The sequence below is a fragment of the Pseudomonas sp. RHF3.3-3 genome (assembly GCF_048069595.1).
GTDB classification, from domain to species: Bacteria; Pseudomonadota; Gammaproteobacteria; order Pseudomonadales; family Pseudomonadaceae; genus Aquipseudomonas; species Aquipseudomonas fuscovaginae_B.
Genome location: NZ_CP182250.1, coordinates 2,338,993 through 2,352,697, shown reverse-complemented (window position 1 = coordinate 2,352,697; position 13,705 = coordinate 2,338,993). Strand labels below are relative to the sequence as shown.

Annotated in this window: 9 protein-coding genes and 3 tRNA genes; 2 read left to right on the top strand and 10 right to left on the bottom strand. The window is 60.3% G+C overall.

Annotation, left to right across the window (positions count from 1 at the left end; translation table 11 throughout):
- Positions 1-1,611: an ABC transporter ATP-binding protein gene (locus ACMGT0_RS10805; RefSeq protein ID WP_416772528.1), complete on the top strand. Its 1,611-nt coding sequence runs from the start codon at positions 1-3 to the stop codon at positions 1,609-1,611.
- 202 nt (positions 1,612-1,813) lie between these two features.
- Here the strand turns inward: ACMGT0_RS10805 and ACMGT0_RS10800 are convergent, their stop codons facing one another.
- From ACMGT0_RS10800 to ACMGT0_RS10760, 9 genes are all read right to left on the bottom strand, one after another.
- Complete coding sequence (locus ACMGT0_RS10800; RefSeq protein ID WP_416772527.1) at positions 1,814-3,673, bottom strand: SurA N-terminal domain-containing protein; 1,860 nt, start codon at positions 3,671-3,673, stop codon at positions 1,814-1,816.
- A gap of 235 nt (positions 3,674-3,908) precedes the next feature.
- Positions 3,909-4,181 (bottom strand): HU family DNA-binding protein, encoded by a 273-nt coding sequence (locus ACMGT0_RS10795; protein WP_017906642.1) that lies wholly within the window; start codon positions 4,179-4,181, stop codon positions 3,909-3,911.
- Positions 4,182-4,330: 149 nt separating this feature from the next.
- Positions 4,331-6,727: an endopeptidase La gene (gene lon / locus ACMGT0_RS10790; protein WP_054057853.1), complete on the bottom strand. Its 2,397-nt coding sequence runs from the start codon at positions 6,725-6,727 to the stop codon at positions 4,331-4,333.
- Positions 6,728-6,893: 166 nt separating this feature from the next.
- Positions 6,894-8,177: an ATP-dependent Clp protease ATP-binding subunit ClpX gene (gene clpX / locus ACMGT0_RS10785; RefSeq protein ID WP_017906644.1), complete on the bottom strand. Its 1,284-nt coding sequence runs from the start codon at positions 8,175-8,177 to the stop codon at positions 6,894-6,896.
- Positions 8,178-8,289: 112 nt separating this feature from the next.
- Positions 8,290-8,925, bottom strand: a complete 636-nt coding sequence (clpP, locus tag ACMGT0_RS10780) for an ATP-dependent Clp endopeptidase proteolytic subunit ClpP (protein WP_010445788.1) — start codon at positions 8,923-8,925, stop codon at positions 8,290-8,292.
- Between the two features lie 87 nt (positions 8,926-9,012).
- Positions 9,013-10,323: a trigger factor gene (gene tig, locus ACMGT0_RS10775; RefSeq protein ID WP_054057854.1), complete on the bottom strand. Its 1,311-nt coding sequence runs from the start codon at positions 10,321-10,323 to the stop codon at positions 9,013-9,015.
- Between the two features lie 325 nt (positions 10,324-10,648).
- Positions 10,649-10,733: transfer RNA gene (locus ACMGT0_RS10770), tRNA-Leu, on the bottom strand.
- 58 nt (positions 10,734-10,791) lie between these two features.
- Positions 10,792-10,867 (bottom strand) — tRNA-His (locus ACMGT0_RS10765).
- 33 nt (positions 10,868-10,900) lie between these two features.
- Positions 10,901-10,977: transfer RNA gene (locus ACMGT0_RS10760), tRNA-Arg, on the bottom strand.
- 290 nt (positions 10,978-11,267) lie between these two features.
- On the opposite strand from ACMGT0_RS10760, the gene folD reads away from it, so the two are divergent.
- Positions 11,268-12,122 carry a bifunctional methylenetetrahydrofolate dehydrogenase/methenyltetrahydrofolate cyclohydrolase FolD gene (gene folD / locus ACMGT0_RS10755; protein ID WP_273826350.1) on the top strand — a complete coding sequence of 285 codons (855 nt, stop codon included), beginning with the start codon at positions 11,268-11,270 and terminating at the stop codon, positions 12,120-12,122.
- Positions 12,123-12,315: 193 nt separating this feature from the next.
- Here the strand turns inward: folD and cysS are convergent, their stop codons facing one another.
- On the bottom strand, positions 12,316-13,698 hold the full coding sequence (cysS, locus tag ACMGT0_RS10750; protein ID WP_416772523.1) for a cysteine--tRNA ligase: 1,383 nt from the start codon (positions 13,696-13,698) through the stop codon (positions 12,316-12,318).
- Positions 13,699-13,705 lie beyond the last annotated feature (7 nt).

Sequence of the window (13,705 nt, the reverse complement as noted above, 5' to 3'; positions counted from 1 at the left end):
ATGAATCAGGACAATCTGATCGAAATACGCGACCTCGCCGTGGAGTTCGTCGTTGGCGAACAGCGCCAGCGGGTGGTCGAAAACGTCAGCTTCGATATCCGTCGCGGCGAGACCCTGGCCCTGGTCGGCGAGAGCGGCTCCGGCAAGTCGGTGACCGCACACTCGATCCTGCGCCTGCTGCCCTACCCGCTCGCGCACCACCCCAGCGGCAGCATCCAGTACGCCGGCCAGGACATGCTGACACTCAAGGAAAAGACCCTGCGGCACATTCGCGGCAACCGTATCGCGATGATCTTCCAGGAGCCGATGACCTCGCTGAACCCGCTGCACTCGATCGAGAAGCAGATCAACGAAGTCCTCGCCATCCACAAGGGCCTGACCGGCAAGGTCGCCACCAAACGCACCCTGGAGCTGCTGGAACTGGTCGGCATACCCGAACCGCACAAACGCCTCAAGGCGCTGCCACACGAGCTCTCCGGCGGCCAGCGGCAGCGGGTGATGATCGCCATGGCCCTGGCCAACGAGCCGGAGCTGCTGATTGCCGATGAGCCGACCACGGCGCTGGACGTCACCGTGCAACTGAAGATCCTCGACCTGCTCAAGGAACTGCAGGCGCGCCTGGGCATGGCCCTGCTGCTGATCAGCCATGACCTCAACCTGGTGCGGCGGATCGCCCACCGGGTGTGCGTGATGCAGCAGGGGCGCATCGTCGAGCAGGCCGACTGCGAAGCGTTGTTCAGCCAACCGCAGCATCCGTATACCTGCGAACTGCTCAGCGCCGAACCGAGCGGCGCACCCGCGGCCAATCCGGTGGGTGCACCGCTGCTGGAAATCGAGGACCTGAAGGTCTGGTTCCCCATCCGCAAGGGTCTGCTGCGGCGTACCGTCGATCACGTCAAGGCGGTGGACGGCATCAACTTCAGCCTGCCCCAGGGCCAGACCCTGGGGATCGTCGGCGAGAGCGGTTCGGGCAAGTCGACTCTGGGCCTGGCCATCCTGCGGCTGATCGGCAGCCAGGGCGCCATCCGCTTCGAGGGCCAGGCGCTGGACGGCCTGTCCCAGCAACAGGTACGGCCGTTGCGGCGGGAGATGCAGGTGGTGTTCCAGGACCCGTTCGGCAGCCTCAGCCCGCGCATGTGCGTCAGCGAGATCGTCGGTGAGGGCCTGCGCATCCACAAGATCGGCACCCCGGCCGAACAGGAACAGGCGATCTTCGCCGCCCTGAAGGAAGTCGGCCTCGACCCGCAGACCCGCCACCGCTATCCCCACGAGTTCTCCGGAGGCCAGCGGCAGCGGATCGCCATCGCCCGGGCCCTGGTGCTCAAGCCGGCGCTGATCCTGCTCGACGAGCCAACCTCGGCCCTGGATCGCACCGTACAGCGCCAGGTGGTCGAACTGCTGCGTTCGCTGCAGGTCAAGTACAACCTGACCTACCTGTTCATCAGCCATGACCTGGCGGTGGTCAAGGCACTGAGCCACCAGTTGATGGTGGTCAAGCACGGACAGGTGGTGGAGCAAGGGGATGCAAGGGAGATATTCGAGGCGCCGCAACACCCCTATACCCGGCAATTGCTGAAGGCTGCGTTTCTTACACCCGAGAAGGCCTCGTAGGCCTGCTCGGGCCCCTTCGCGGGCAAGCCCTGCTCCTACAGGATCAGTGTCGCTCTCAGTTTCCACATACGACACAAAACTGTAGGAGCAGGGCTTGCCCGCGAAGAGGCCGGACACCGCGCCACAGCATCTGGATTGACAGAAACAGGAAGGCCGCTCGATTGAGCGGCCTTCCTGTTTACGGCGAACGGTATCAGCGACTTCAGAAGCGCTTGATCTCCGCCTCGCCTTCCAACTGCTTGCGATACGCGGCGAAGTCCTGCTGGCCGATACGCGAAGCGAGGAAGCGACGGTAGGACGCCTTCTCCTGATCGGTCGGCGCAGCACCTTCGTTGACGCCGCTCAGGCGCACGATGACCAGGTTGCCATCAGCGAGGGTCACGGTGTCGAAGGTCGGCTTGTCCTTGGCCGCAGGCTTTGGCATGCGGAACAGGGCCTGCAGCACCGCAGGATCGACACCTTCCTGGCCACGGGTGACGGCTTCCTGGACCTTCCAGGACTGACCGGCCGGCAGCGCCTTGCCTTCACGCAGGCTGGCGATCAGTTCGTCGGCCTTGACCTTCGCCGCCGCGGTGGCGTGCTCCTTGGTCAGTTGCTTGCGAATGCTCGCATCGACACTTTCCAGCGGCAGTTGCTCCGGCTTGCGGTGCTCCTTGGCGCGCAGGACGATGACAGTGTCCGGGTCCAGGTCGATGGCGCTGCTGTTGGCACCCTCATCCAGAACCTCCGGGCTGAACGCGGCGGTCACCACGGCACGGTTGGCCGCAATGCCTTCGCCGCCTTCACGACCGAACGGCGCGGTGGTCTGTACCTTCAGGTTCAGGTCCTGGGCTGGCTGGGCCAGGTCGGAAGCCTCGAACGACGAGTCCTCGAGCTGCTTGGTCGCCTCGACGAAACGCTGCTCGACCTGCTGGGCCTTCAGCTCGCGGGTCAGCTTGTCCTTGAGGCTGGCGAAGGTCGGCACTTCAGGTGCCTCGACGCCCAGCAGCTTGATCAGGTGGTAGCCGAACTCGCTGCGTACCGGGCCCGATACCTGCCCCTTATTCAAGGCATACAGCGCCTTTTCGAAAGCCGGATCGTAGACGTCAGGGCCGGCGAAACCGAGGTCACCGCCATTGTTGGCCGAACCCGGGTCCTGGGAGAACTGCTTGGCCAGGGCCGCGAAGTCCTCACCCTTGGCCAGGCGCTGCTGAATCTCCTCGATCTTCGCCTTGGCCTGGGCATCGGTGACCTTGTCGTTCACTTCGATCAGGATGTGCGCCGCACGACGCTGTTCGGCCAGGTTCGAGGTTTCCTTCTTGTACAGGGCCTGCAGGTCCTCGTCCTTGACGCTGACCTGGTCGAAGAAGGAAGACTTCTTCAGCTCCAGATAGTCCACGACCACCTGGTCCGGCGTCATGAATTCCTTGGCGTGCTTGTCGTAGTAGGCCTTGACCTCGTCATCGGTCAGCTTGACCGCAGCCGGGTCGCTCTTGACGGTCAGGGAGGAGAAATCACGGGTCTGCTTCTCCAGGCGGGCGAACGCCAGCACCTGGTTGTCAGTCACGAAACCGCTGCCCGCCAGACCGGCGCGTACCTGGCCAATGAGCATTTCCTGAGCCAGCATCTGGCGGAACTGCATCCGGCTGTAGCCCAGTTGGCGAATCACCTGGTCGAAACGATCGGAATTGAATTTGCCATCCACCTGGAATTCAGGCGTCAGCAGGATGACCTGGTCCAGCGCCGCTTCGGAGAAGGCGAATTTCGATTTCTCGGCGCCTTGCAACAGCAGCTTGCGATCGATCAGCCCCTTGAGAGCCGATTCGCGGAGCATTTTTTCATCCAGCAGCGATGGGTCGAAATCCTTGCCCAGTTGCTGCATCAGCTGGCGACGTTGCATGTCGACGGCCTGGCTCAGCTCGTTCTGGGTGATTTCCTCACCATTGACCTTGGCCGCGTCCTGACTGGTGGAGGTGGCCCGGAAAATGGCATCGAAACCGGTCAGCGCCATCAACAAAACGATGACCCCGATAATGGTCTTGGCAATCCAGCCTTGTGAATTGTCCCTGATATTTTGCAGCATGCGTCCCCCAGAAACGGTTGAACCTCAAGAATGGACAACCGTGGAGCGTGGGTAGAGTCCGGATAGAAGAAAGGCGCATCCGAGGATGCGCCTTCTCGTAACTGGCGGAGCGGACGAGGATCGAACCCCGGTGTGACAGGTCAGCAGCCCTGGTGGGCCTGGCCAACCGCTTTACCGCTCCGCTGCCAGGTCGGGAGCGAGCCCGACCTGGTACAGGCAAAGGCGTTGAAGAAACTCAGTTGACCGCTTCTTTCAGTGCTTTACCAGCCTTGAAACCTGGCTTCTTGGCAGCCGGGATTTCCAGCGTCTTACCGGTCTGTGGGTTACGACCAGTGCGAGCAGGGCGATCGGTCACGGAGAAAGTACCGAAGCCAACCAGTACAACGGAGTCGCCGGCCTTCAGAGCGCCAGTGACGGATTCGATTACTGCGTCCAGCGCACGGCCAGCAGCGGCTTTCGGGAGATCAGCAGATGCGGCGATAGCATCAATCAGTTCCGACTTGTTCACTCTAAGTCCCCTTATATCTATTGAGTATGTTTCTAAGTTTTTGGTGAAAGCTAAAACAGGTGCTGAATGGCCTACAGCCACTTATAAGAGCCGCTTTATAACAAGGGCTCTAAAAAGCTGTCAAGGAAGCCCCCCAGGCAAGATCTCTACTAATGGGTACTGATTCTTTCCTTGGAATCCGAATCGCGTTTCTCATCCTTCGCGACGATCTCCGGAACCACATCTGGCAAGGGCTCCGGGGCGTATTGCAGCGCAATTTGCAGGACTTCGTCAATCCATTTAACCGGTTTAATCTGAAGATCCTGCTTAATATTGTCAGGAATTTCCTTCAGATCGCGCACGTTCTCTTCCGGAATGATCACGGTCTTGATCCCACCACGGTGAGCGGCCAACAATTTCTCCTTCAGCCCACCAATCGCCAGCACCTGGCCACGCAGGGTGATCTCGCCGGTCATGGCGACATCCGCACGCACGGGAATACCGGTCAGAGCCGACACCAATGCGGTACACATTCCTACACCGGCGCTCGGACCATCCTTAGGCGTGGCCCCTTCCGGCATGTGGATGTGGGTGTCGCGCTTCTCGTGGAAGTCCAGCGGAATACCCAGGCTCTTGGCCCGGCTGCGCACCACGGTCTGGGCGGCGGTGATCGACTCGACCATCACATCGCCCAGGGAACCGGTCTTGATCAGTTGCCCCTTGCCCGGTACCACCGCAGCCTCGATGGTCAGCAGCTCGCCACCGACCTGGGTCCAGGCCAGGCCGGTCACCTGCCCCACCTGGTCCTGCTGCTCGGCCAGGCCATAGCGGAACTTGCGCACGCCCAGGAAGTGCTCCAGCAGGTCGGAAGTGACCTTCACCGAGAAGCGTTTTTCCACGGCATGCTCTTTCACCGCCTTGCGGCAGACCTTGGCGATCTGCCGCTCCAGGCCACGCACACCGGCTTCGCGGGTGTAATAGCGGATGATGTCGCGGATCGCGTCCTCTTCGAACTCCAGCTCGCCCTTCTTCAGGCCGTTGGCCTGGATCTGCTTGGGCGACAGGTACTTGGTCGCGATGTTGATCTTCTCGTCCTCGGTGTAACCCGGCAGGCGGATCACTTCCATCCGGTCCAGCAGCGCCGGCGGGATATTCATCGAGTTGGAGGTGCACAGGAACATCACATCGGACAGGTCGTAGTCGACTTCCAGGTAATGGTCGTTGAAATTGTGGTTCTGCTCGGGGTCCAGGACCTCCAGCAGTGCCGAGGCCGGGTCGCCACGCATGTCGCTGCCCATCTTGTCGATTTCATCGAGCAGGAACAGCGGGTTGCGTACCCCCACCTTGGTCATTTTTTGTATCAATCTTCCCGGCATCGAACCGATGTAGGTCCGACGGTGACCACGGATTTCCGCTTCGTCGCGCACGCCACCGAGGGCCATGCGGACGAACTTGCGGTTGGTCGCGTTGGCGATCGACTCCGCCAGGGAAGTCTTGCCGACACCCGGAGGACCGACCAGGCACAACACCGGCCCGCGAATCTTCTTCACGCGCTTCTGCACGGCGAGGTACTCGAGGATCCGCTCCTTGACCTCTTCCAGGCCGTAGTGATCGGCATCGAGGATGTCCTCGGCCCGCTTGAGGTCCAGGCGCACCTTGCTCTGGGCCTTCCACGGTACCTGTACCAGCCAGTCGAGGTAGGAACGCACCACGGTGGCCTCGGCGGACATCGGCGACATCTGCTTGAGCTTGTTCAGCTCGGCCTGGGCCTTGGCCAGGGCGTCCTTGGGCAGGCCGGCGTCATCGATGCGCTTCTTCAGCTCCTCGATTTCGTTGTGGCCCTCGTCGCCATCGCCCAGTTCCTTCTGAATGGCCTTCATCTGCTCATTCAGGTAGTACTCGCGCTGGCTGCGCTCCATTTGTTTCTTGACGCGGCCACGGATGCGTTTTTCGACCTGCAGCAGGTCGATTTCCGCGTCCAGCAGCGCCAGCACGTGCTCGACACGGGCCGGCAGTTCGATGATCTCGAGGATTTCCTGCTTCTGCTCGATCTTCAGCGCCATGTGCGCGGCCATGGTGTCGACCAGGCGGCTGGGCTCATCGATGCTGTTGAGCGAGGACAGGACTTCGGCCGGAACCTTCTTGCCCAGTTGCACATACTGCTCGAACTGCGAGAGAAGGCTGCGCACGAACACTTCGGATTCACGATCCGGCGCCTCGGTTTCCTCGATCAGCGCCACCTGTGCACGGCAATGGCCGTCGATTTCGCTGAAATGCTCGACAGTACCGCGCTGCTCGCCCTCGACCAGCACCTTGACGGTGCCATCAGGCAGCTTGAGCAGTTGCAGCACGGTCGCCACGGTGCCGACCCGATACAGCGCGTCTTCGCCCGGGTCATCATCGGCAGGATTACGTTGGGCCAGCAGCAGGATCTGCTTGTCGCCCGTCATCGCGGCCTCGAGGGCTTCGATAGACTTCTCGCGCCCCACGAACAGCGGGATAACCATGTGCGGATACACCACGACATCACGCAATGGCAGGAGAGGCAATTCGATGGTCGTCTTCATGATTTCGCCTCTACGGCGGCCCTGAGGCCGGAAACAGGTGGAAAGAAAGCTTGGGACCAAGATGGGGGCTACCCGGAAAAAAAACAAGCGCCCCTCTTCGCAAAAGCCCGCGCAAAAGCAAAAGGGGGCCCTGAGGCCCCCTTTTTCGGGTCACGCACGTCAGCACTCAGGCGTCAGGTGCGGCCTTGGCGGTCGGCTCGCTGTTTTCATAGATGTACAGCGGCTGGGACTTGCCTTCTATGACGCTTTCGTCGATCACCACTTTACTCACGTCGGACTGCGACGGGATCTCGTACATGGTGTCGAGCAGGATGCCTTCGAGGATGGAACGCAGGCCACGGGCACCGGTCTTGCGCTCCAGGGCACGACGGGCCACGGATTTCAGCGCATCGGCACGGAACTCGAGGTCGACGCCTTCCATTTCGAACAGCTTGGCATACTGCTTGGTCAGGGCGTTCTTCGGTTCGGTGAGGATCTGCATCAGCGCGGCCTCATCCAGCTCGTCCAGGGTCGCCAGCACCGGCAGACGGCCAACGAACTCGGGGATCAGACCGAACTTGACCAGATCGTCAGGCTCGACTTCACGCAGGGACTCGCCGACCTTCTTGCCCTCTTCCTTGCTGCGGACTTCGGCGCTGAAACCGATGCCGCCCTTGGTCGAACGGTTCTGGATGACCTTTTCCAGGCCTGAGAACGCACCACCGCAGATGAACAGGATGTTACGAGTGTCGACCTGCAGGAATTCCTGCTGCGGGTGCTTGCGACCGCCCTGCGGCGGCACGGAAGCCACGGTACCTTCGATCAGCTTCAGCAGGGCCTGCTGCACCCCTTCGCCGGAAACGTCGCGGGTAATCGACGGGTTGTCGGACTTGCGGGAAATCTTGTCGATTTCGTCGATGTAGACAATGCCCATCTGGGCCTTTTCCACGTCGTAATCACACTTCTGCAGCAGCTTCTGAATGATGTTTTCCACGTCCTCGCCCACATAGCCCGCCTCGGTGAGGGTGGTTGCGTCAGCGATGGTGAACGGCACATTCAGCAGGCGTGCCAGGGTTTCGGCCAGCAGGGTCTTGCCCGAGCCGGTCGGGCCGATCAGCAGGATGTTGCTCTTGCCGAGTTCGACGTCGTCACTCTTCTTGTCGCGCTGGTTCAGGCGCTTGTAGTGGTTGTATACCGCTACGGCCAGAACCTTCTTGGCACGCTCCTGACCAATGACGTACTGATCAAGGATGCCGCTGATTTCTTTAGGCGAAGGCAATTTATGCGCGCTGCTCTCGGCCTGTGCCTCCTGCACCTCCTCACGGATGATGTCATTGCACAGGTCGACGCACTCGTCGCAGATAAAGACCGAGGGGCCGGCAATCAATTTGCGCACTTCATGCTGGCTTTTGCCACAGAAGGAGCAATAAAGCAGCTTGCCGTTGTCCTCGCCGTTGCGGGTGTCAGTCATTCGTTCGATCCAAATCCGATAGGCTTGCAACACAAGATGAAGGCTATTGCGGGCTTTTTCAAGCCCGCAGGTGATCGGACCGGCCGACCACCCCTGTTTTGTGCCGCTTATTTCACGCGGGACGCTTTTCGATCACTTCGTCGATCAGGCCGTATTCACGTGCGGCGGTGGCGCTCATGAAGTTGTCGCGGTTGGTGTCGCGCTCGATTTCTTCGAGCGTACGCCCGCTGTGCTTGGCCATCAGCGTGTTGAGGCGCTCGCGGATGAACAGGATTTCCTTGGCATGGATTTCGATGTCCGATGCCTGGCCCTGGAAACCGCCCAGTGGCTGGTGAATCATCACACGCGAGTTCGGCAGGCAGAAACGCTTGCCCTCGGCCCCCGCGGTCAGCAGGAACGCACCCATGCTGCAGGCCTGGCCGATGCAGGTGGTCGATACGTTCGGCTTGATGAACTGCATGGTGTCGTAGATCGACATGCCCGCAGTCACCGAACCGCCTGGGGAGTTGATGTACAGATGGATGTCCTTGTCCGGGTTTTCCGCTTCAAGGAACAGCAGTTGCGCACAGATCAGGTTGGCCATGTAGTCTTCCACAGGACCCACCAGGAAAATCACTCGCTCCTTGAGCAGACGCGAGTAGATGTCATAGGCGCGCTCGCCACGAGCAGACTGCTCGACAACCATCGGGACCAGGCCGCCGGCGGCCTGGATATCAGAGTTCTGCTGAATATAAGAATTACGGAACATGCTCTGCACCCAAATAGTCATGTCTTGAATACGCATAAGCCAGCACGAGGCTGGCTTATGGTGTGTATTTTCCAACGAGTCAGAAAATCAGTCGGCTTTTGGAGCTTCCGCCGGCTTGACTGCTTCTTCGTAGGAGACCGATTTATCGGTCACTTTCGCCTTCTGCAGAACAGTATCCACAACTTGTTCTTCCAGCACAACCGAACGAACTTCGTTCAGCTGCTGCTCGTTCTTGTAGTACCAGGACACAACTTGCTCGGGTTCCTGATAGGCCGAAGCCATTTCCTGGATCAGTTCGCGAACGCGCTCTTCGTCAGGCTTGAGGTCGAATTGCTTGACCACTTCAGCCACGATCAGGCCCAGAACCACACGGCGCTTGGCCTGCTCTTCGAACAGTTCGGCCGGCAGTTGGTCAGGCTTGATGTTGCCACCGAACTGCTGAACAGCCTGCACGCGCAGACGGTTGACTTCGTTGACCAGCAGAGCCTTTGGCACTTCGATCGGGTTGGCAGCCAGCAGGCCGTCCATTACCTGGTTCTTGACCTTGGACTTGATCGCCTGACGCAGTTCGCGCTCCATGTTCTTGCGAACTTCGGTGCGGAAGCCGTCCAGGCCGCTTTCCTTGATACCGAACTGGGCGAAGAAGGCTTCGTTCAGCTCAGGCAGGGTTGGCGCGGAAACAGTGTTCACGGTGACGGTGAACTCGGCGGCCTTGCCAGCCAGGTCCAGGTTCTGGTAGTCCTCGGGGAAGGTCAGGTTCAGAACGCGCTCTTCACCGGCCTTGGCACCGACCAGGCCGTCTTCGAAGCCCGGGATCATGCGGTTGGAACCCAGAACCAGCTGGGTGCCCTTGGCGGAACCGCCAGCGAAGGCCTCGCCGTCGACCTTGCCGACGAAATCGATGTTCAGTTGGTCCTCGTTCTGGGCAGCGCGCTCGGCCACTTCGAAACGGGTGTTCTGCTTGCGCAGGATTTCCAGCATGTTGTCCAGGTCGGCATCAGCCACTTCGGCGCTCAGGCGCTCGACGGCGATGGAGTCGAAACCGGCAACGGTGAACTCCGGGAACACTTCGAAGGTAGCGACGTATTCCAGATCCTTGCCTTTTTCCAGCACCTTCGGCTCGACCGAAGGCTGGCCAGCAGGGTTCAGCTTCTGCTCGACCACGGCTTCATAGAAGGAAGCCTGGATCACGTCACCTACCGCTTCCTGACGGGCATCAGCTTCGAAACGCTGACGGATCACGCTCATTGGCACCTTGCCAGGGCGGAAGCCTGCAATCTTGGCCTTTTGGGCAGTCTGCTGCAGACGCTTGTTGACCTGGGTCTCGATGCGCTCAGCTGGCACGGTGATGCTCATGCGGCGCTCAAGAGCCGATGTATTTTCAACAGAAACTTGCATGGATATTCCTCGTTGCACAGACGTTAGCCGGCCGTTTCCGACCTCAGAAGCAAGGGCATGCATTCTAGTGGGTCATACTCAAGAAGTCACCCCGCTGAAAACGAGCAGGAAACAGCCGGTAATTATTCGTCGGAACAGGCTGTTGGCATCCTTTTCCGACAACACGCAATCACTCGTGCCAGAGCCGTCGCCGCCCTTCTCCCCGATGGAAGAAGCAACCGGCCGACACCCGGGCCGGCAGCCTTGCGGACCTGCCGAGCGCTGAAACAAAAACGGCGCAGCCCTTGTTCAGGTGCTGCGCCGTCTTTTGTATTTGAAGCCAATCTGGTGCGGACGAAGAGACTCGAACTCTTACGCCTCGCGGCGCTGGAACCTAAATCCAGTGTGTCTACCAATTCCACCACGTCCGCGGGTCAAACCGTTAAAGCAAAGACGCCAGATGATTAATCTGGCGTCTTTATTCGAATATGGGGTGGACGATGGGGATCGAACCCACGACAACAGGAGTCACAATCCTGTGCTCTACCAACTGAGCTACGCCCACCATATTGCGTTACTTGTGCCAAAGCTGCCTGAATGGCGCACCCGGCAGGACTCGAACCTGCGACCATCCGCTTAGAAGGCGGATGCTCTATCCAGCTGAGCTACGGGCGCCTTATTAATTTGTACTCTACAATGACTACAAACTAAGAGCTTTCAATCTTGCTGAGCCAGACTGTAACATCCGCCTATTCAGCTCGACCTTCTCAACCAGTGCTAGGCTGTGCCCGACAAGTGCGACGAATGTTATAGACGAGTCGGAAGGTCGTCAACTCTTTTTTGAAAAAAATTTAGAAATATAAAGGAGTTAGGGGAATATCCAGACCAAGCGCCTTTGCCCTCGCGCCCTGGCGTGCGAGAATGTGCACTCTTTTTCCACCCCTTTCGATGGTTAATCACGCGTCATGACTGCACAACTAATCGACGGCAAGGCGATCGCCGCTCGTCTGCGCCAGCAGATCGCTCAACGTGTCGCCGAGCGTCGCCAGCAGGGTCTGCGTACGCCAGGCCTCGCAGTGATTCTGGTCGGCAGCGATCCTGCCTCCCAGGTATATGTCTCGCACAAGCGCAAGGATTGCGAAGAAGTCGGCTTCATTTCGCAAGCCTATGACCTGCCTAGCGAAACCACGCAACAGGCACTGACCGAGTTGATCGACCGCCTGAATGACGATCCGAGCATCGACGGCATCCTGCTTCAGTTGCCGCTGCCCGAGCACCTGGATGCATCCAGACTGCTGGAACGCATTCGCCCGGACAAGGATGTGGACGGTTTCCATCCTTATAACGTCGGCCGCCTGGCCCAGCGTATCCCGCTGCTGCGCCCCTGCACCCCGAAAGGCATCATGACCCTGCTGGAAAGCACCGGTGCCGACCTCTACGGAATGAATGCGGTAATCGTTGGCGCTTCCAACATCGTCGGCCGCCCGATGGCCATGGAACTGCTGCTGGCCGGCTGCACCGTGACCGTGACCCACCGCTTCACCAAGGATCTGGCCGGCCACGTCGGCCGCGCCGACCTGCTGGTGGTGGCCGCCGGCAAGCCGGGCCTGGTCAAGGGGGAGTGGGTCAAGGAAGGCGCCATCGTCATCGACGTCGGCATCAACCGCCAGGAAGACGGCAAGCTGGTGGGCGACGTGGTCTACGAGACCGCCCTGCCCCGCGCCGGCTGGATCACTCCGGTTCCGGGCGGCGTTGGCCCGATGACCCGCGCCTGCCTGCTGGAAAATACCTTGTATGCGGCCGAATCGCTGCATGCCTGACAGGTGATAGCAGTCAAGACAGGGCACCTTCGGGTGCCCTTGTTGTTTGTGGCGGCCCTGTTCGCGGATGAACGCGACGCACAAAGGGCTTGTGTTCAGTGGGAGCAGGATTCATCCGAGAACAGGGCCCTACCAGACACCCCAAAACACAAAAACCCGCACAAGGCGGGTTTCTGTTCACTCAGCGCAAGGCTCAGTCAGCCAGCCGCCAGGTCGTACCGCCCTTGCCGTCTTCCAGCACCACGCCCATGGCGGTGATCTGGTCGCGGATCCGGTCGGATTCAGCCCAGTCCTTGTTGGCCCGCGCAGCCAGGCGCGCCTGGATCAGTGCCTCGACCTGTGCCGCATCGACACGACCTTCGGCACCGGCCTGCAGGAACTCGTCCGCCTCCAGCTGCAACACGCCCAGCACGTCGGCCAGTTGCTTGAGACGCGCCGCCAGCCCCGCCGCCGCCTCGACATCGATCTCGCGCAAGCGGTTGATCTCGCGCACCATCTCGAACAGCACCGCACAGGCCTCGGGGGTACCGAAGTCGTCGTTCATTGCCTGGGTGAAACGCTCGACGAACGCCTCGCCACCGGCAGCCGGCACGTTCGGCAGGCCCTTCAATGCATGGTAGAAACGCTCCAGGGCGCCCTTGGCGTCCTTGAGGTTATCTTCCGAATAGTTGATGGCACTGCGATAGTGGCTCGCCACCAGCAGGTAACGCACGACTTCCGGATGGTACTTGTCCAGCACGTCGCGAATGGTGAAGAAGTTGTTCAGGGACTTGGACATCTTCTCGCCATTGATGCGGATCATGCCGCAATGCATCCAGGCATTGGCGTAGGTCTTGCCGGTGGCCGCCTCGCTCTGGGCGATCTCGTTCTCGTGGTGCGGGAACTCCAGGTCGCTGCCGCCACCATGAATGTCGAAGGTCTCGCCCAGGCAGCAGGTCGACATCACCGAGCATTCGATGTGCCAGCCCGGACGCCCGGCGCCCCAAGGCGATTCCCAACTCGGCTCACCCGGCTTGGCCGCTTTCCACAGGACGAAGTCCAGCGGGTCCTGCTTGGACTCGCCAACCTCGATCCGCGCACCGATGCGCAGGTCTTCGATCTTCTTGCGCGACAGCTTGCCGTAGCCCATGAACTTGCCGACACGGTAGTACACGTCGCCGTTGCCCGGGGCGTAGGCATAGCCCTTGTCGATCAGGGTCTGGATCATCGCGTGCATGCCGGCGATATGGTCGGTGGCCCGCGGCTCCATGTCCGGCTTCCTGATATTCAGGCGCGCCTCATCCTCGTGCATTGCCGCGATCATGCGCTCGGTCAGCGCTTCGAACGACTCGCCGTTCTCGTTGGCCCGGTTGATGATCTTGTCGTCGATGTCGGTGATGTTGCGCACATAGGTCAGGTCATAACCGCTGAAGCGCAGCCAGCGGGTCACCAGGTCGAAGGCGACCATGCTGCGGCCGTGGCCCAGGTGGCAGAAGTCGTACACGGTCATCCCGCAGACGTACATGCGCACCTTGTTGCCGTCCAGCGGCTTGAAGACTTCTTTGCTCTTGGTGAGCGTGTTGTAGATCGTAAGCACGTTAATT